Raw genomic sequence first — 18,797 nt, forward strand, 5'->3', positions numbered from 1 at the left:
GTGTACTGGGTACTGGGTACTTCATGACTGATCGCCCACTGCTGCTCCTCGACGTGGACGGCCCGCTCAACCCCTTCCGTTCCCTCTCCGCCGGACTGCGCGGGTACCGGAGCCACCGCATGTGGCCGGACGTCTGGCTCTCCTACCGCGACCCGGAGACCCGCAGGGCCCGGCGCGGCGCGCGGGTCCGCCTCCACCCGTCCCACGGCGCCCGGCTGCTGGCCCTGCCCTTCGAGATCACCTGGGCCACCGCCTGGACGCACCAGGCCAACACCCTGATCTCCCCGCACATCGGGCTCCCCGGCGACCTGTCCGTCGTCGAATGGCCCGAACTGTTCGCCGAGGACCCCGACGGCCTCTCCTGGAAGACCCGCCACCTGAGGGACTGGGCGGCCGGCCGGCCCTTCGCCTGGGTCGACGACATGATCACCCCGCAGGACCGGGCCTGGGTCGCCGCCCACCACCCGGCCCCGGCCCTCCTGCTGCGCATCCACCCCCGCCACGGCCTGCGGGACCGCGACTTCACCGCCCTGACCCGCTGGGCGGAGGGTCTCAGCGAGTGGCGACCAGCCGGTCCGGCGTCCCTGTGAGCCCGCCCCGGGCGAGGAGGTCCCTGACGTCCGCTTCGAGCGCGCTCCGGATGTCGGACCCCATGCGCTTCCACCCGAAGAGCTCCCGGGTCTGCTGCAGCAGTTCCTCTGTGCTCATCCCAGGGCACTCCAAGGTCAGCTCCCGCATGGCCAGCTGCCGCTCGGCCGGCGAAACGTGGGCGATCCTGCGGGGCTGGTCGTCCAGTGGTGTGCGGACACCCCGCAGGCGCCGACCGGCGACGTCGACGAAGCCGCTCTCGCATTCCGCGACACCGGCACGCACCAGGGCGTCCACCACGTACTGGGCGTTCTCCACCATCCGCCTGCCCGACTTGCCGAGCCCCCAGGCCTCCCGCGCGCGCTGGACCAAGAGGTCCTGATGGACCGGCCCCTCGGCCTCGATGATCTGCGCCAGCAGCCTTCGCAGTACGGGACGCGCCTCCGGGGTATGGAATTCCGGTACCGCCCAGGTGTCGACGGCGACCTCCGCGAGGACGTACCGCGTGCTCCAGTCGCGCACCGGCGCACGGTCCACCAGGAGAACCCGCTCCGGTTCGGGACGGGGTGTCGGGATCCGAGTCTCGGCGGGCGCCACATGCCTGGTCACCGCGCCGCCATCGGACAGCCGTACCGCCTCCGGCCTCGCGAAGGGGTCGGTGGCCACCGCCGCCTCCACGGCCTCCTTCAGCCGGCGCTCCGCCTCCGGACGGTTGCGGTACCAGTCCGTGCCCCAAATTCGGTGCAAGGTCCAGCCGAGACCTTCCAGGACCTGCTGACGCAGCCGGTCACGGTCGCGGGCCGCGCGCGACGAGTGGTACATCGCCCCGTCGCATTCGATGCCGAGCGCGAACGAGCCCTGTGCCGCGGGGTGCCGAATGCCGAGGTCGACCCGGTAGCCCGCGACGCCCACCTGCGGCTGCACCTCGTAGCCCCAGTCGCGCAGTACGGCGAGCACCGACTCCTCGAACGGGCTGTCCGGCTCGGCGTCCGCCACCATGGTGTCCCTGGCAAGGACCGCAGGTCCGTTCTCCGCGTATTCGAGGTAGCGCTTGAGGTGCTGCACGCTCTCGTTGGTGCCGTCCTTGAGCTGGGATCCGTGGAACGAGGCGACCACCTCCACGCGGAACCGAGCTCGGGTGACGGCGACGTTGAGGCGTCGCCATCCGCCTTCCCTGTTGATGGGACCGAAGTTGAGCCCCAGGACGCCCCGCTCGTCCGGTCCGTAACCGAGCGACATGATCATGACGTCCCGCTCGTCGCCCTGGACCGACTCCAGGTTCTTCACGAAGAACCCGTCGAGACGGTCTTCGGTGAAGCAGTGGTCCAGGTCCGGGCGGGCCAGTCGGGCCTGCTGTACGCATTCGTCGATCGCGGTCGCCTGGGCCTGCGACAGCGCCACCACGCCGAGGCTGCGGCCCGGCCTGGTGTCGAAGTGGTGCAGCACGCGCTGCGCCACGGCCTCCGCCTCACCCCGATTGTCCCGGCGGCGCCCCTTGTCGTAGCAACCGTCCGCCTTGAAGAACCCCACCCCGATGTCGGGGCCGCGCTCCACCGCCCCCGGGAAGGTCACCATGCCGTTGCCGTAGAAGGAGCGGTTGCTGAAGGTGATGAGGTCCTCGTGGCGGCTCCGGTAGTGCCAGCGCAGCGGCAGCTCACGCATCGCTCCCGCTTTGCACGCATGCAGCAGCGACTCGAAGGCGTCGGGCACTTCTTCGTCGTACTCATCGCTCTCGTCCCCGACGGCCGAGTCGAAGAACGACGTGGGCGGGAGCTGCTTCTCGTCGCCTGCGACGACCAAGGAACGGCCCCGGTAGACACAGTTGACCGCGTCACCAGGTCTGACCTGCGAAGCCTCATCGAAGATCACTACGTCGAAGCGGTAGTCCGCCGGAAGGTACTGGCTCACCGAGAGCGGGTTCATCATGAAGCAGGGCTTGACCGCCTGGACCACCTCTCGCGCCTTGCCGAGGAGCTCCCGTACGGCCATGTGCCGGGTCTTCTTCTCCGCCTCGCGGCGAATCAGCGAGGCTCCACCCGCGCCAAAGGCCTTGGGCTTACGACTGTTGCACGACTCGATGACGGCGCCGCTCGCCGCATCCACCAGCATCCGGTCGGCCTCGCGGAAGCTCCGTACCCGGGCGTCGAGCTCCGCGGAACGCCCCGTACGCAATCTTCCGTCGGCGGCGAGCAGCGTGTCGGCCCAGAGCTGCAACAAGGCGCGCTCCACGACCTCCGGGAAGGACTCTGCGCCGATGCCCCGCTCCGCGGCCCGGGAGACGAGGTCGTCGAGCCCGCGGCCCGTCAGCACCGAGAGTGCGCTGCGGTAGGTCTGCCATTCCCCGGGGCCCGACGGATCCGCTGCCAGGACCGTCAGAGCACGCTCGGCCTCCTCCAGCGTGCCGCCGATGGCCGGCAACAGCTTCAGCCGACGCGCGTCCTCGAACATCGAGGCGAGCCGCGACGAGGTCTCGGTCCATCGCGCGACCCGCAGGTCCACGGCATCGCACCAGTCGGCGAGAGAACCGCGGACGGCCTGGACCTGCAGCCCGGCGTAACCGTGGTCCCGGTCCGCACCATGGGCGAGCCGGTCGGCCACGGCGCCGGGCTCATTGCTTTCCGCGGTGAGCTCCGCGATCCGGGCAGCGTTGGCCAGGGCCTCGTCGAGCGCCGCGAATCCGTCGACGCCGCCGGGCACGTAGGGGCCCAGTAGCGCCCGGTGCTCCTCGGTCAGCCGCAGCACCCGGGTATGGGCCTGCTGCCAGGTGAGTGCTTGCGCCAGTCTGCCCGGCAGGTGCTTGTCCCAGGCCCCGGTCACGGTGAGGGCGGTCACCGCCTCCCGGTCAGCACGGTACTGACCCTTGAAGCGGGCAGTGATCCCATGGTGGTCCTCGGCGAACCGGCGCACGAGATCGGTGAGGGACCCGTGGTTCAGAACCTGCGGCCCGAACACGTCCTGCGCCGCGCCGCGCGCCGCGTTCTCCTCGCCGAAAGCCTCCTTGAGCTGCTCAGCCGCGGCCTGCGCCTGACGCAAGTGCCCGATGTCGAACCAGTGCGCCGGGGGCCGATTCCCGGCATCCTCCAGATCGACGAGCTCGAACAGCGCGAGCACGGACACGATGTCCAGTGGTTTGCCCAGGCCGAAGCCCTCGGCGAGCTGCGCGATGGCGGGTGAGTGGTCCTCGAACGGCGCGCTCGTCGGAGCTGCGGTGCGTACGGGCAATCCCGCACGGAGGTCGTCCGCGATCCGACGCAGGTCGCGGACGTTTCTCGGAAGGGGCGTGTCGGCCGCCAGGGGCCTGCGTTCCGCGGCAGCCCGGAGCGACTGCAAGGCGTCGACTGCGTCGGCGAGCGCCGTGGTCGCCGATCCTCCGCCCATGGCTTCGGGGTCACGCAGCCCCCACCAGGCGAAGGAGTCGCCTTCCGCGACGGGCCGCCAGGACCGGGCGACCGAGCGGGCGGCCGTGAGCACCTCGTGCAGTGCGGCGGCGCTGAGCGTGTCGGTGACGGCTGCGGCCCCGGAGGTGAGCGTCAGCTGCGGAACCTCTCTCCGGCCGAGCAGGGCGAGCCGGCCGAGTACGTCGTGCAGCGTGCGGCCGAGTGGCTGCCGTTCCTCGTTCATCGCCGCTGCGTAGGCGGACAGTTCCTCGCGCAGCTTCCGGGCCTCATCGAGCTCGTGCTGGGCGGCCCCGGAGGCCCGTACTTCCGTCGTCAGCGCACGGTCCAGCTCCTGGGCGACGGCCTTCTTGCTGGTGTCGCTGCTGTGCAGGGCCAGGACGAAGTCCCCGAGACCGACGTCCGTCAGTCGGTTGCGCACGACGTCCAGCGCCGCGGCCTTCTCACTGACGAACAGGACGCTGCGGCCGGAGTGCATCAGGGCCGCGATCATGTTCGTGATCGTCTGGCTCTTTCCGGTACCGGGCGGGCCGCTCATCACGAACGACCGGTTCGCCAAGGCGGCTGCGATGCACTGGCGCTGCGAGGCGTCGGCGTCCAGGACCAGCGGGGTCCGCTCGGGCACCTGGACCTCGTCGATACGCTCGATCGCGGGCGGCTCGAATCCGATCACGTCGTCCGGGAGACCCGCGTCCGGTCCCAGCCCGATCGCCCGGATGAGGGGGCTGGCGAGGATCGCCGCCTCGTTCTCCTTGAGGTCCTGGTACATGGCCTCCTTGTGGGCGGCGAACATGGCCAGGACGACGCTGTCTCGGACCACCCAGCCCACCTGGCCCGCGGCAGCCGCCCGGGCCCGCGCCAGTACGGCGGCCGCGTCGAGGCAGTCGGTGTCGGCGACGGGCGTCCAGTCGACGCCGAGCTGGGCGAGCTTCACCGCGAGCGCCGGATTGTGCAGTGCGTCCTGCTCCTCGGCCTCCTGCAGTCGGATCCTGCCCGTCCGGTCGCGAACGAGCTGGACCGGGACCAGTACGAGGGGCGCCGAGCTGCTCTCATGGGCTCCCTCCTCGCACCAGTCGAGCATGCCGACGCCAACCCAGAGCACCCACAGGCCGAAGTCGTTGAAGGTCTGGTTCGACTTCTGCCGCAGCTGCCGCAGGGCACTGTCGAGGGCCTGCTGGGTCTGCTTCTGCGTGAGGATCCCGTTGGCCGCCCGAGCGGGGTCCACCCCACGCGGCGCCTTGTCCAGGCTGACGCCGGACTGCTCTTCCTCGGCCTCTTCGACGGGCGCGAAGTCCCAGCCTCGGGCCAGCTGTTCCAGCAGGCTGCCGGCACCGGGTGAGGTGATCTCCAGGGTGGAGGACCTGGTGTGGCGGAAGTTCAGCAGCCTGTTGCGGCCGCCCATGTCGATGAGCGACTCGCGCCAACCGCCCAGCACGGCCCTCAAACGCATCAGACCCGGGTCGGCACTTGCGTCAGAAGGATCGGCATGCGCCGTTCGGCCGTGCATATGGGGGTACCTCCGGGGCAGAAATCGACACGACCAGGCAGAACGGGCCGGTCCGCATCACGTTCCGGATCACCCAATCACACACCGCCAGGCGGGACGCCCAGATCTCACGGATCAGGACGACCGACCCGCACGCCCGCAGGAGGGCAGAACGGCGGCCGCCCGGAGCCCGCTGCGGTCCGGCAGCTCGCCGAGCTGTTCACCCAACTGCTCGACCACCTCGAACGGCAGACAGGGGACCAGGTCACCCTGATGAGTCTGCGCGCCGGGTGAGAGCGGCGACCGGGTCCGGGGAGGGGCGGCCCGTGGGCCACCAGTCGTCGTCGTCCGGGCGGGACTCGTAGGCGTACCAGAGGGCGTCGCGGCCGAGCCGGAGCTGGCGGGTGCGGGCCGTCAGGCGGTTGCGCTCCGGGCGGAAGGCGCCCTGCGACGCGGCGAGGAGCGCGGGGCGGGCCCGGTCGAAGGGGCCGGCCGGCGGATCCCAGGGCTCTTCGAGGGCGGCGAGGGCGGGGCGGCCGCCCTGGCGCCAGGCCGCCGCGGCGCGTGCGAGGTCGGTGGTGGTGCGCCCGGTGGCGCGGGCCAGGTCCCGGTAGAGGGTGCGGGCCGCACCCGTCAGGCCGGCCGTGGGTTCCGCGGAGGCCAGCCGTACGGCGTCCTGCCAGAGGGAGAGCCCGGCGATCGGGTCCTCGCCGGTGGTGAGCAGGGCGAGGGCGCGGGCGGCCGCGTCGGAGGCGAGCTGGTCGAGGGCCAGCGGGTCCGGTGCCGCCGGGTCGGCCGGGTAGGCGGGCGGGAGGCCGGCCGCGGCGGGCGGGGCGAGCGGCGCGGGCAGCGGCGGCAGCACGGTGCGGACGAGGGCCTCCCGGGCCGCGACTGCGGGGAAGTCCGGCGCCGTAGGGGGCTTTTCGCGTGCGGCGTGGGCGGCATTGCGGCGGGTGAGGTCCTCCAGGAGCTCCCGCTCGCCGCGGCCGCGCAGGAGCAGCAGGACGAAGGGGTCCTCGTCGAGGAGGCGGGCCGCGCGGTAGCAGAGGGCGGCGGCGTGCTTGCACGGCGGACGCCCGAAGTCCGGGCAGGAGCAGTGCGGGACGAGCTCGCCCGCCCCGGGCAGGACGGTCCCCGCCAGCGACTGCGGGACCTCGCGCTCCAGGAGGGCGCCCAGCGCCGCCGGGTCGGCCGCGACCTCCTCCAGCAGCTCGCTCCACTCCGGGTCCGCGAAGGCGGGCAGGGTCAGCTCGGTGCGGTACGGGCGGGGCCTGCTGCCCCGGACGTACGCGACGATCCGGCCGGGGGTGACGGTCACCGCGTCGACGTGCCCGGACTCGGCATAGGTACGGCCCCGGGCCAGGCGGGCCGGGTCGCCGGAGGCCCCCTCCAGCGCGGCCACCCAGGCCCGGCCCCACCAGCTCACCGCCTCCGCCCCGGCGGGCACGGTCTCGAAGGTGCGGCGGCGGTCGTCCCGCGCGGTGATCATGCGGGCCTCCGCAGGGAGACCAGGTCGGCGAGCTCGCGGTCGGTCAGCTCGGTCAGCGCCGCCTCGCCCGACCCGAGGACGGCCTCGGCCAGGGCCCGCTTCGCCTCCAGCATCTCGGCGATGCGGTCTTCGACGGTGCCCTCGGCGATGATGCGGTGGACTTGTACGGGCTGGGTCTGGCCGATGCGGTAGGCGCGGTCGGTGGCCTGTTCCTCGACGGCCGGGTTCCACCAGCGGTCGAAGTGGACGACGTGTCCGGCGCGGGTGAGGTTCAGGCCGGTGCCGGCGGCCTTGAGGGACAGCAGGAAGACGGGGACCTCGCCGGCCTGGAAGCGGTCCACGAGTTCCTCGCGGCGGGCGACCGGGGTGCCGCCGTGCAGGAGCTGGGAGGCGATCCCGCGGGCCGACAGGTGCCGCTCGATGAGCCGGGCCATCGTCACGTACTGGGTGAAGACCAGCACCGAACCGCCCTCGGCGACGATCGTGTCCAGCAGCTCGTCCAGCAGGGCGAGCTTGCCCGAGCGGTGCGGCAGCCGCGGGTGCTCCTCCTTCAGGTACTGCGCGGGGTGGTTGCAGATCTGCTTGAGCGAGGCCAGCAGCTTCATGATCATGCCGCGTCTCTCGATGCCCTCGCTGGACCCGATCACGGCCATCGCCTCGTCCACCGCGGCCTGGTAGAGGGACACCTGCTCGCGGGTGAGGGACACCGGATGGTCGGTCTCCGTCTTCGGCGGCAGCTCGGGCGCGATACCGGGGTCGGACTTCTTGCGCCGCAGCAGGAACGGCCGTACCAGCGCGGACAGGCGGGCCACCGCGGCCTCGTTGCCGCCGTCCTCCTCCTGCTGGTGCTCCACCGGGCGGGCGTGGCGGGCCCGGAAGGCGGTCAGTGGCCCCAGCAGGCCCGGCGTGGTCCAGTCGAGCAGCGCCCACAGCTCGGAGAGGTTGTTCTCCACCGGAGTGCCGGTCAGCGCCACCCGGGCCGGCGCCGGGATCGTGCGCAGGGCCTTCGCGGTCGCCGAGTGGGGGTTCTTGACGTGCTGCGCCTCGTCGGCGACGACCATGCCCCAGCGCTGCTCGGCCAGCTGGGCGGCGCTGGCGCGCATCGTCCCGTAGGTGGTGAGCACGAACCCGCCCTCGCAGGACGTCAGGTCGTCGGCACTGCGTCCGCCGCCGTGGAAGCGGCGCACGCGGGTACCGGGGGCGAACTTCTCGATCTCCCGCTGCCAGTTGCCCAGGAGGGAGGCCGGGCACACGACGAGCGTCGGCTCGCGGCGGTCCCGGTGCAGGTGCAGCGCGATGAGGGTGACGGTCTTGCCCAGGCCCATGTCGTCGGCGAGGCAGCCCCCGAGGCCCAGCGAGGTCATCAGGTCCAGCCAGGCCAGGCCGCGCGCCTGGTAGTCGCGCAGGGTGGCCTTGAGCGCGGCGGGCTGCGGCAGCGGCGCCAGTTCCCCCGTCAGCCGGTCGCGGAGCGCGGCCAGCGCTCCCACGGGCACCGCCTCGACCTGCTCGCCGCCGACCTCCGTGGTCCCCGACAGCGCGGCGGCCAGCGCGTCCACCGGGTCCAGCAGGCCCAGTTCGCGCTTGCGCGCCTTGCGCACCAGCTCCGGGTCGACCCGCACCCACTGGTCCCGCAGCCGTACGACGGGCCGGTGGGCCTGCGCGAGCGCGTCCATCTCGCCCGGGGTGAGCCGGTCGCCGCCGAGGGCCAGTTCCCAGGAGAAGGCAAAGAGGTGTTCCGCGTCGAAGAAGGCGGTCCCGTCGGTGGCGGACCCGGGCGCGGTGGACCGTACGACGGCGGTCGCGGACAGCGTACGGGCCAGCTCCCGCGGCCAGTGGACGACGACCCCGGCGGCCGCCAGGCGGTTCGCGGCGACCCCCAGCAGGTCTTCCAGCTCCGGGTCGGACAGGGCCAGTGCGTCGGGCACGGCCTGGTCCAGCAGCCGCAGCAGCGGCGGCCAGACCCGCGCGGCCCGGCGCAGCGCGAGCACGGCGTCGATGCGGGCGCGGGGGCCGAAGCCGGCGCCCGCGGTGCCGGCCCACAGCTGCCCGGCATCGGTGACCAGCGTCGGGTCGGCGAGGCTGTGGACCTGGACGACGGCGGCCCCGGCGCGCCGGCTCTCCTCGCCCTCGGCCTCGTCGAAGAGGCGGAAGGAGGACAGGTCGAGCCGGAGCGACAGCCCGACTCCGGTGTCGGATCCGGCCGCGACCTGCGCGGCCCACTCCTGTATCCCGGGCACCCGCTGCGGTTCCCGGGCGGCGAACGGCCGCCCGGCGGCGACGGCCGCCGCCGGGGTGCGGGGCAGGCTGTCGGCGACGGCGTCGAGGAACGCGCGGACCAGCGCCTCCGGTTGGGGCAGCTGGAGGGGACGGCGCCCGGCGAGGGGCGTCGCGTACCCCTCGTGGGGCAGCGCGGCGGCGATCGCCCTGAGGTGGGCGATGTCGGCGGCGTCGAGCGGGCCCGCGCGCCAGGCGTCGACGCCCTCGGCGGTGAGCCCGGGGAGCAGCCGGCCGCGGGCGGCCAGGGTGAGGGCCTGCGTGGCGGCGGTGCCCCAGGCACGGGTGGCGGGGTGCGCGGCGGGGCTGCGGGGGGCCGGCGCGAGCAGGGGCAGGGCGGCGGCGACGGAGAAGGTCACCGCGGGCACGGTCCGGCTGCGGACCCCGGTGCCGTGCGGCCGTACGACGGTCAGCGGACCCGCTGTGCCCGCCTCGGGCAGGGGGTCCCCGGCGGGCGACCAGAAGGCCACCCGGCCCTCCCGGGGGACGGCCGCGGGCAGGAAGACGGCGGCATGGCGCAGCAAGGCGGAGGCGTGCGGCTGCGGCTGCGGCTGCGGCTGCGTTGTCATGGTGTTCCCCCCTCCCTCACGATGTCCTCCCGGACCTGCCGGCCCCTTCCCCACGAGTCTAGGTGCGGCCACCGACAACACCCCCTGACCTGCGGATTCAGCGGGACCAGCGGCCCTGTTCCAGGGCGTATCCGTAGACGGGCCGACCGGTGGCGGCGCTCGTGCGCAGCGGGCGGCCGCCGTCGTCCAGGCGCAGGGTTCCCGAACCGGCCGGCGAGGACCAGCGCAGGTCGAGGGACCAGTCGCAGTCGCAGCCCGTGGTGGCCGCCACCACCCGCAGGACGACCGGCTCGACGGCCGAGACCCGCATCGGGAAGGACGGGGCGGGCAGCCGGTTCCCGGCGTCGTTCCCGGCGACGGGCCGGGCCAGCGGGCGCGGCGCGTCCAGGTTGACGGCGAAGACGGCCGGGGTGAGGCCGCCGCCGCAGCCCTGCGACATCTCGTAGACGTTCCAGGCGGGCGGTGTGCGGCGCGCCGCCACCCGCACCTCCAGGCCCTCCAGGACCACCGCGCCCCCGCCCGTGCCGTGCAGGGTGACCTCCACGATCTGGTTCCCGGCGTGCACGGCGCGCTGCGCCGAGGCCCAGGCGGGCGCATCCGCCTCCACGGGCGGCGCCGGCACCGATGCGGGACCCCGCTCGGACAGGTAGGCGTGGTCGCAGCCCGCGGCCCACACGTGCGACCGCACCGCCGCCCTGAGGGGCGCCGCCGGCGCCTGGCCGGGGGCGGTCCCCGGCGGCGGGGCAGAGGTCGGGGCCGGGGCCGGTCCCCCCGACGCCGCCGAAGGCGATGCCGGACCCGCCGCCGACCCCGTCGGAGCCGCTCCGTCCGCCGACGGAGTCACCGCCGGGGCAGATGCCGCGGGCCCCCGCGAACCGGCCCCCGGGCCGGCCCCCGTGCCCGTTCCCGTTCCCGTTCCCGTCTGCGGGGTACCCCGGTCGGGTCCGGTCACCGCCACCAGCGCCACGGCCACCGCGCCCGCCGCCAGCCCCGCGGCGACGGCCACGGCCGCCCTGCGCCGGTACCAGGTCGGGCGGACCACCGGCTCCCCCGCCGCTGCCGGACCGACCACCGTCACGGCCGGCTCCGCCGTGAGGGCCGGTGCCGGATCCGCCTCCGCCTCCGTCACCAGCACGGGCACCGGCACCGGCGGCGGATCCGGTGCCGCCGTCTCCGGTACCGGCGTCGGCGCGGCCGCCCCCGCGCGCCGCCGCGCGTCCGCCAGCAGCCACGCCCGGTGCAGGTCCACCGCCTCCGGCGCCGAGGCCCCGCAGGCCCGCGCGAAGCGGTCCACCACCGCGAACTCCGCCGGCAGCGCCTCCCCGTTGCAGTAGCGGTGCAGCGTCGACGTACTCGTGTGCAGCCTGCGCGCCAGGACGCCGTAACTCAGCCCGCCGCGCTCCTTCAGCTCCCGCATCAGCCGCGCGAAATCCTCGGCCTCACTCACGGTGTCCCCCGTCCCGTGTCCCGTGGCTCCGTTCCATGCCAGAGGTGTTCCCCCAGGTGACGGCGCGTACGGGCGTTCCAGTGTCCCGATTTCGCCCCGAACCGTCGCCCTGCGCCCCCGCCGGGGAACAGCCTTGTCAGGCACACCGACTCATTCACGGGGAGAACCGACATGTTCCGACGTACCGACACCGCTGCCACCCTCGCCACCGCCTTGGTCGCGGCGGCCGCCACCCTCGTCCTCACCACCTCGACCTCCGCCGCGGCCGCCGGCGCACCCGGTTTCCTGACCGGCACCGACCTGCCGCCGCACCCGTCGTCCCCCTGGTACTCCGGCGAGATCACCAAGGGGCTGCCGGAGACGGCACCGTTCTGCCTGGAGGGCGTACTGCCGACGGCGGGGAGCTGGCACCGCACCTTCGGCACGGAGGTCGACACCGGTGCCGTGCAGGTCTCCGTACGGGCCGCCTCGCCCTCGGCGGCCGCCAAGCTGGTCGGCACGCTGGAACGCAAGGTCGCCGCGTGCGCCGCCGACTGGCTGCGCACGACCCCGGGCGGCACGGCCTCCTGGCAGGACTACGGGACCCTGCCCGTCGAGGAGGGTGCGCACCTCTACGGCGTCCACACCTCCATCCCGGAATCCGAGCCGGGCGTCCACCTCTACGGGATCGGGCGCGACGGCTCCACCGTGACCGTCGTGCAGTGGGGGCAGATGGGCGACCTGTCGCAGGCGCCGGTCGCCGCCTTCAAGAAGACGACCACCAAGGCCGTGAACAAGCTCAACCCGTAGCCCGGCCCGGCCGGCCGCCCGGCCGAGTGGGACCATGGACAGCGAGAGGCGATGACCATGCGTTCCGGGAACGAGCCGGTGACAGCCCGCAGTCCGCTGCGGCTGCGGTTCTGGCTGGGTGTGTGGGGGCTGGTCTGGTCCGCAGCGGGGACGGTCGCCTTCTCGCTGGCGGGCCGTCCCGGATGGGCGGCGGCGTGCGGGGCGCTGGCGGTCGTGGTGGGCGTGGACCTGTTCATGATCGTGCGCCACATCCACCAGGGCCCCCACTACCAGCCCGGCCGGGACATCCCCCCGTACGAGCCGCCCGACAGCCGCTGACCGGCGCCCGGCCGGATCAGGCCTGTTCCTCGAAGCGGGCCGCCGCCAGGTACTCCGGCTGCGGGTCGAGGGCGGCGGCCAGCCGGAAGTGCCTGCGCGCCTGCTCCGGCCGTCCCGCGCGCTCGTGCGTGCGGGCGAGCGCGAAGTGGGCGAAGGCGTTGTCCGGCTCCCGCTCCAGCACCAGCTCGAACTCCAGCTCGGCCGGACGCAGTTGGGCGGCGGCGAAGAAGGCCCGGGCGCGCAGCAGCCGGGCGGCCGTGTTCTCCGGGTGGGCGGCGATGACCGAGTCGAGCAGCTTGACCGCGCCGCGCGGGTCGCGTGCGGCGAGCAGCTGCTCGGCCGCCCGGAAGTCGATGACGTGTGTTTCCGGGCTGGACGGCGTGGGACGCGTGGTCTCGGACACGGTATGGATCCTTCCCTCTACCGGCGCGTTCAACGCCCCCGCCCCACGCGCTATTCCATGCACACGTCAGGCGGCGGCGTTTCCCGGGGCCCGGCCTGGGCCCGGCCCGAGGCCCGCGCCGTCAGCTCTTCCCACACCTTGCGCACCTGCGGCTCCAGCGCGTCCAGCGGCCCGTCGTTGTCGATCACGAGCGTGGCCACCGCCAGCCGCTGCTCGCGCGTGGCCTGCGCGGCCATCCGGGCCCGGGCCTCCTCCTCGGCCATCGCGCGCAGTGCGGTCAGCCGGGCCAGCTGCGTCGCCGGGGCCGCGTCCACGACGACCACCAGGTCGTAGAGGGGTGCCAGGCCGTTCTCGGTGAGCAGCGGTACGTCGTGGACGACGATCGCGTCGGGGCCCGCGGCCGCCTCCAGCTCGGCGGACCGGGCGCCGACCAGCGGGTGCACGATCGCGTTGAGGGTCCGGAGCTTGTCCTGGTCTGCGAAGACGATGGAGCCCAGCTTGGGCCGGTCCAGCGTTCCCTCGGGGGTCAGCACCTCTTCCCCGAAGGCCGCGACGACGGCCGCGAGCCCCGGCGTACCGGGCTCCACGACCTCCCGCGCGATCCGATCGGCGTCGACGACGATTGCCCCGTACCCCGCCAGCAGTCGCGAGACCTCGCTCTTGCCGGCACCGATTCCGCCCGTCAGGCCCACTTTCAGCATGCCCCGCAGCTTAGGCCCCCGTACACGCGTGCGGGGGTCGGACCCCCGCACGGGGCCTCAGCCCTCGCCCTCGCGCTCCGCCAGGAACCGCTCGAACTCGCGGCCGATCTCGTCCGCCGACGGCAGCTCCGCCGGCTCGGCGATCATGTTGCCCCGGGTCTCGGCCCCTGCGGCGGCGTCGTACTGGTGCTCCAGCCCCTGTACCAGGGCGACCAGCTCCTCGTCGCCCTCGCGGATCTGCCGGTCGATCTCCGTCTGCGTACGGTGCGCCTCGGTCCGCAGCGCGTGCGCCACGGCCGGCAGCACCAGACCGGTCGCCGCCGTGATGGCCTCCAGCACCGTCAGCGCGGCGTCCGGGTACGGGGAGCGCGCCACGTAGTGCGGCACGTGCGCGGCGACGCCGAGCACGTCGTGCCCGGCCTGGGACAGCCGGAACTCCACCAGGGACTCGGCGCTGCCGGGGACCTGGGCCTCGTCGAAGGGGCTGCGGTGGCCCGGCATGAGGTCGGTCCGGTTGCCGTGCGGGGTGATGCCGACGGGCCGCGTGTGCGGGACGCCCATCGGGATGCCGTGGAAGTTGACCGAGAGCCGGACCCCGAGGCGCTCGACGATCTGCCGGACGGCGACGGCGAAGCGCTCCCACTCCACGTCCGGCTCCGGGCCGGACAGCAGCAGGAACGGCGCCCCGGTGGCGTCCTGGACCAGCCGCACCTCCAGCCGCGGCTCCTCGAACTCCGCCCAGTGGTCGCGCTGGAAGGTCAGCAGCGGACGGCGCGCCCGGTAGTCCACGAGCCGGTCCGCGTCGAAGCGGGCGACCACCTGGTGGGGCAGCGTGTCCAGCAGCCGCTCGACGATCTGCTCGCCGGCCTCTCCCGCGTCGATGTACCCCTCGAAGTGGTACAGCATGACCAGCCCGGCCGAGTCCTGGGCGACCGCCAGGTCCGCCACCGCCAGACCCTTGGCATCCCATTCGTACAAGCCCTGTGGATCAAGCACCGCCACCACTCCTCCTCGTCTCGTTCTCTGCCAAGAACGTCCAAGGCTGCGCCGCCATTCCCCAGTTGGCCCCCTTCACAGGAACGCAATGGATCACGCGGATCACACGCGTCACGGGAACCCGGGACCTGGAACCCCGGGGACCCGGAACCGCGGAACCGCACCGGGAACGCGGTGAGGCCCGCCCCCCGAAGGGGACGGGCCTCACCGTCGTACTCAGTCAGCTCTGCTCACACCGGAGTGCGATGCGCGCTGCGATCAGCTCTGGCCGCCGGCCAGCTTCTCGCGGAGCGCGGCCAGGGCCTCGTCCGACGCCAGGGCGCCGGAGGTCTCGTCCGACTCCGAGGAGTAGGAACCACCCGAGATGCCCGCACCGGCGTTGCCACCGGCGACCGGGGCGGCAGCGCCCTCGGCAGCAGCGGCCTCGTCGGCCTCGCGGCTCTTGATGACCTGAGCCTGGTGCTGCTCGAAGCGAGCCTGCGCCTCGGCGTACTGGGTCTCCCAGGCCTCGCGCTGCTTCTCGTAGCCCTCGAGCCAGTCGTTGGTCTCGGGGTCGAAGCCCTCGGGGTAGATGTAGTTGCCCTGGTCGTCGTAGGACGCGGCCATGCCGTACAGGGTCGGGTCGAACTCGACCGACGCCGGGTCGGCACCGAAGGACTCGTTGGCCTGCTTCAGGGACAGCGAGATCCGGCGACGCTCGAGGTCGATGTCGATGACCTTGACGAAGATCTCGTCGTTGACCTGGACGACCTGCTCCGGGATCTCCACGTGGCGCTCGGCCAGCTCGGAGATGTGGACCAGACCCTCGATGCCCTCGTCCACGCGGACGAACGCACCGAACGGAACCAGCTTGGTGACCTTACCCGGGACGACCTGACCGATCTGGTGCGTACGGGCGAACTGCTGCCACGGGTCCTCCTGCGTCGCCTTCAGCGACAGGGAGACACGCTCGCGGTCCATGTCGACGTCGAGGACCTCGACGGTGACCTCCTGGCCGACCTCGACAACCTCGGACGGGTGGTCGATGTGCTTCCAGGACAGCTCGGAGACGTGAACCAGACCGTCGACGCCACCCAGGTCCACGAAGGCACCGAAGTTGACGATCGAGGACACGACGCCGGAGCGGACCTGACCCTTCTGCAGGGTGGTGAGGAACGTCTGGCGAACCTCGGACTGGGTCTGCTCCAGCCAGGCGCGGCGGGACAGGACCACGTTGTTGCGGTTCTTGTCCAGCTCGATGATCTTCGCCTCGAGCTCCTTGCCCACGTAGGGCTGGAGGTCGCGGACACGACGCATCTCGACCAGGGAGGCCGGGAGGAAGCCGCGGAGGCCGATGTCGAGGATGAGACCACCCTTGACGACCTCGATGACGGTACCGGTGACGATGCCGTCTTCTTCCTTGATCTTCTCGATCGTGCCCCAGGCACGCTCGTACTGAGCGCGCTTCTTGGACAGGATCAGACGGCCTTCCTTGTCCTCCTTCTGGAGAACCAGGGCCTCGATCTCGTCGCCGACCTTGACGACCTCGTTCGGGTCGACGTCGTGCTTGATCGAGAGCTCGCGGCTCGGGATCACGCCTTCCGTCTTGTAACCGATGTCGAGCAGGACCTCGTCCCGGTCGACCTTCACGATGACGCCGTCGACGATGTCGCCGTCGTTGAAGTACTTGATCGTCTCGTCGATCGCGGCGAGGAAGGCTTCCTCGTTACCGATGTCGTTGACCGCTACCTGCGGAGTGGTAGAGGTGGTCTCGGTGCTGCTCGTCATGTGGGAAAGGGCTCCGGTTACGGACAGAAAGTCGTAGGTACTGCTACGCCGGGAGCCCTTATCGGCATCTGCCGAAGAAGCCGGACAGCCAAGGAAGCCCCTGATCCGCACAAGCGGTGAGGGCCTCGAAAACCGAGGGGACATCAACAGATGCAAGCGCAGCCTGCTAGGTCTGAGGAGCACAGGCTCGCAGCGCAACTTGTAGCATACGGGGGCGGCCGGACAGGGTCAATGCGCGAAGGCCCACACCCCGGGCGGATCACCGCACAACCGGCACAATTCATGGGCGGGAACGCCCTGATGGCGGTTCCTGCCACATCCCAAGACATTCGCAGACTACGACGACGGGCCCCATGAACCAAGAGGACGACGCCCCCGAAGACGCGTACGCGGCCGATCCGGACTCCGCGGACGACGCCGAGGCCACGCGCCGTGACGCGGGGGAAGCGGAGAGCAGCCGGGCGAGCCGCGGCTGGTGGGACCGCAACGCCGACGAGTACCAGAGCGAGCACGGCGCCTTCCTCGGCGACGACCGCTTCGTGTGGGGGCCCGAGGGGCTCGACGAGGCGGACGCGGCCCTCCTCGGCCCCGCCGACACCCTCAAGGACAAGGACGTGCTGGAGATCGGCGCCGGCGCCGCCCAGTGCTCGCGCTGGCTGGCCGCCCGGGGCGCCCGCCCGGTGGCCCTCGACCTCTCCCACCGCCAGCTCCAGCACGCCCTGCGCATCGGCGACGACGTCCCCCTGGTCGAGGCCGACGCCGGCCGGCTCCCCTTCCGCGACGGCTCCTTCGACCTCGCCTGCTCCGCCTACGGCGCCGTCCCCTTCGTCGCCGACCCGGTGAACGTCATGCGCGAGGTGCGCCGCGTGCTGCGTCCCGGGGGCCGCTGGGTCTTCTCCGTGACCCACCCGATCCGCTGGGCCTTCCCCGACGAGCCCGGCCCCGAGGGCCTGACCGTCTCCGCCTCCTACTTCGACCGGACCCCGTACGTCGAGCAGGACGAGCAGGGCCGCGCGGTCTACGTCGAACACCACCGCACCCTCGGCGACCGCGTCCGCGACGTGGTGGCGGGCGGCTTCCGCCTGCTCGACCTCGTCGAGCCCGAGTGGCCCGAGTGGAACGGACAGGAGTGGGGCGGCTGGTCCCCGCTGCGCGGCAATCTAATCCCCGGCACCGCGATCTTCGTCTGCGAGAGGGCCTGACGCCTTGATCCGCCAGGCCGCCCTCGACGCCCTCCCCGTACGCGAGGCCCTGCCCGGGCTCGTCTCCGCGCTCGACGGGCACGGCACCGCGGTGCTGTGCGCGCCGCCGGGGACCGGAAAGACCACGCTGGTGCCGCTGGTGCTCGCGGGCCTGGTGGGCGGCGGGCCGCGGCGCCGGGTGGTCGTGGCCGAGCCGCGGCGGATCGCCGCCCGGGCCGCGGCGCGCCGGATGGCGTGGCTGCTGGGCGAGCAGGTCGGCGGCTCGGTCGGCTTCACGGTCCGCGGCGAGCGGGTGGCCGGCCCCGGCACCGTGGTGGAGGTGGTGACCACCGGGGTGCTGCTCCAGCGGCTCCAGCGCGACCAGGAGCTGGCCGGCGTGGACGTGGTCGTCCTGGACGAGTGCCACGAGCGGCACCTGGACGCCGACACGGTCGCCGCGTTCCTCCTCGACGTACGGGAGACCCTGCGCCCGGAACTGCGGCTCGTGGCGGCTTCGGCGACGACGGACTCCGCCGGCTGGGCCCGGCTCCTCGGGGGCGCGCCGGTGGTGGAGGCGGCGGGCGTCTCGTACCCGGTGGAGACGGTGTGGGCACCCCCGGCCCGTCCGGTGCGGCCCCCGCACGGGATGCGGGTGGACCCGGCGCAGCTCGCGCACGTGGCCTCGGTGGTGCGGCGGGCGCTGGCGGAGCGTTCGGGTGACGTGCTGGTCTTCCTTCCCGGCGTCGGGGAGATCGCGCGGGTGGCGGGACAGCTGGGCGGCGTGGACGCGGAGGTGCTCCAGGTCCACGGCCGGGCCCCGGCGGCCGTGCAGGACGCGGCGCTGACCGCCTCGGACCACCGCCGGGTGATCCTCGCGACGGCGGTGGCGGAGTCGAGCCTGACCGTCCCCGGGGTGCGCGTGGTGGTCGACTCGGGGCTGGCCCGCGAACCCCGGGTGGACCATGCCCGCGGGCTGGGCGCGCTGGCGACCGTACGCGCCTCCCGTGCGGCCGGGCGCCAGCGGGCGGGCCGGGCCGGGCGTGAGGCGCCGGGCACGGTGTACCGCTGCTGGACGGCAGCCGAGGACGGCCGGCTGCCGGCGTTCCCGGCGCCGGAGATGCGCATCGCCGACCTGGCGCAGTTCGCCCTGCAGGCGGCGTGCTGGGGCGACCCGGACGCGTCCGGGCTGGCGCTGCTGGACGCGCCGCCGGCCGGGGCGATGGCCGCGGCGCGGGAGGTGCTCGTGGCCGTCGGCGCGGTGGACGCGGCCGGGCGGCGCTGCGCGAACAGGGCCTGATCCCGAGGCCGTTGCCGCAGATCCGGATGGTCCGCTGGCTGCGGGCCCCCCGGGAGACCTTCGGCGCGTGGTCCCTCATGCTGCTGGAGGGGGTGCG

12 protein-coding genes and 1 pseudogene are annotated in these 18,797 nt (G+C 73.2%); 5 read left to right on the forward strand and 8 right to left on the reverse strand.

Going from position 1 to position 18,797, the window contains the following annotated elements; all coding sequences use genetic code 11:
- Window positions 1-23 precede the first annotated feature (23 nt).
- Window positions 24-590, forward strand: a complete 567-nt coding sequence (locus E6U81_RS27510) for a hypothetical protein (protein WP_136232760.1) — start codon at window positions 24-26, stop codon at window positions 588-590.
- Here E6U81_RS27510 and E6U81_RS27515 read toward each other — a convergent pair.
- From E6U81_RS27515 to E6U81_RS41775, 4 genes are all read right to left on the reverse strand, one after another.
- On the reverse strand, window positions 553-5,433 hold the full coding sequence (locus E6U81_RS27515; protein WP_240804045.1) for a DUF3320 domain-containing protein: 4,881 nt from the start codon (window positions 5,431-5,433) through the stop codon (window positions 553-555). The two genes, E6U81_RS27510 and E6U81_RS27515, sit on opposite strands and share 38 nt — an antisense overlap.
- Before the next feature lie 301 nt (window positions 5,434-5,734).
- Window positions 5,735-6,958: an SWIM zinc finger family protein gene (locus E6U81_RS27520; protein WP_136232762.1), complete on the reverse strand. Its 1,224-nt coding sequence runs from the start codon at window positions 6,956-6,958 to the stop codon at window positions 5,735-5,737.
- Entirely contained in the window at window positions 6,955-9,801 is a 2,847-nt protein-coding gene (locus E6U81_RS27525; RefSeq protein ID WP_136232763.1) for a DEAD/DEAH box helicase, read from the reverse strand. Before E6U81_RS27525 ends, E6U81_RS27520 begins: the two co-directional genes overlap by 4 nt.
- Window positions 9,802-9,898: 97 nt before the next feature.
- Window positions 9,899-11,248, reverse strand: coding sequence for a helix-turn-helix transcriptional regulator (locus E6U81_RS41775; RefSeq protein WP_136232764.1), 1,350 nt, complete (start codon window positions 11,246-11,248; stop codon window positions 9,899-9,901).
- Window positions 11,249-11,419: 171 nt separating this feature from the next.
- On the opposite strand from E6U81_RS41775, the gene E6U81_RS27535 reads away from it, so the two are divergent.
- Both E6U81_RS27535 and E6U81_RS27540 read left to right on the forward strand, forming a co-directional pair.
- Entirely contained in the window at window positions 11,420-12,037 is a 618-nt protein-coding gene (locus E6U81_RS27535) for a hypothetical protein (RefSeq protein ID WP_136232765.1), read from the forward strand.
- Window positions 12,038-12,094: 57 nt separating this feature from the next.
- Window positions 12,095-12,355 carry a DUF6343 family protein gene (locus E6U81_RS27540; protein ID WP_136232780.1) on the forward strand — a complete coding sequence of 87 codons (261 nt, stop codon included), beginning with the start codon at window positions 12,095-12,097 and terminating at the stop codon, window positions 12,353-12,355.
- A gap of 16 nt (window positions 12,356-12,371) precedes the next feature.
- Here E6U81_RS27540 and E6U81_RS27545 read toward each other — a convergent pair whose 3' ends face one another.
- The 4 genes from E6U81_RS27545 to rpsA form a co-directional block, all read right to left on the reverse strand.
- Entirely contained in the window at window positions 12,372-12,758 is a 387-nt protein-coding gene (locus E6U81_RS27545) for a tetratricopeptide repeat protein (RefSeq protein WP_031149197.1), read from the reverse strand.
- A gap of 50 nt (window positions 12,759-12,808) precedes the next feature.
- Window positions 12,809-13,459: a dephospho-CoA kinase gene (coaE, locus tag E6U81_RS27550; protein ID WP_136232766.1), complete on the reverse strand. Its 651-nt coding sequence runs from the start codon at window positions 13,457-13,459 to the stop codon at window positions 12,809-12,811.
- Between the two features lie 57 nt (window positions 13,460-13,516).
- The gene (locus tag E6U81_RS27555; RefSeq protein ID WP_136232767.1) at window positions 13,517-14,455 is read right to left on the reverse strand and encodes a PAC2 family protein; all 939 of its coding nucleotides are present in this window, start codon (window positions 14,453-14,455) and stop codon (window positions 13,517-13,519) included.
- Window positions 14,456-14,713: 258 nt separating this feature from the next.
- The gene (rpsA, locus tag E6U81_RS27560) at window positions 14,714-16,222 is read right to left on the reverse strand and encodes a 30S ribosomal protein S1 (RefSeq protein ID WP_045322440.1); all 1,509 of its coding nucleotides are present in this window, start codon (window positions 16,220-16,222) and stop codon (window positions 14,714-14,716) included.
- A gap of 353 nt (window positions 16,223-16,575) precedes the next feature.
- Between rpsA and E6U81_RS27565 the strand changes: the two genes are divergently transcribed.
- Entirely contained in the window at window positions 16,576-17,424 is an 849-nt protein-coding gene (locus E6U81_RS27565; protein WP_136232768.1) for a class I SAM-dependent methyltransferase, read from the forward strand.
- Between the two features lie 4 nt (window positions 17,425-17,428).
- Window positions 17,429-18,676 (forward strand): annotated as a pseudogene (locus tag E6U81_RS27570) (helicase-related protein); the annotation flags it as partial.
- Window positions 18,677-18,797: the final 121 nt, after the last annotated feature.

The organism is Streptomyces sp. A0592, assembly GCF_004795115.1.
Lineage (GTDB): Bacteria > Actinomycetota > Actinomycetes > Streptomycetales > Streptomycetaceae > Streptomyces > Streptomyces erythrochromogenes.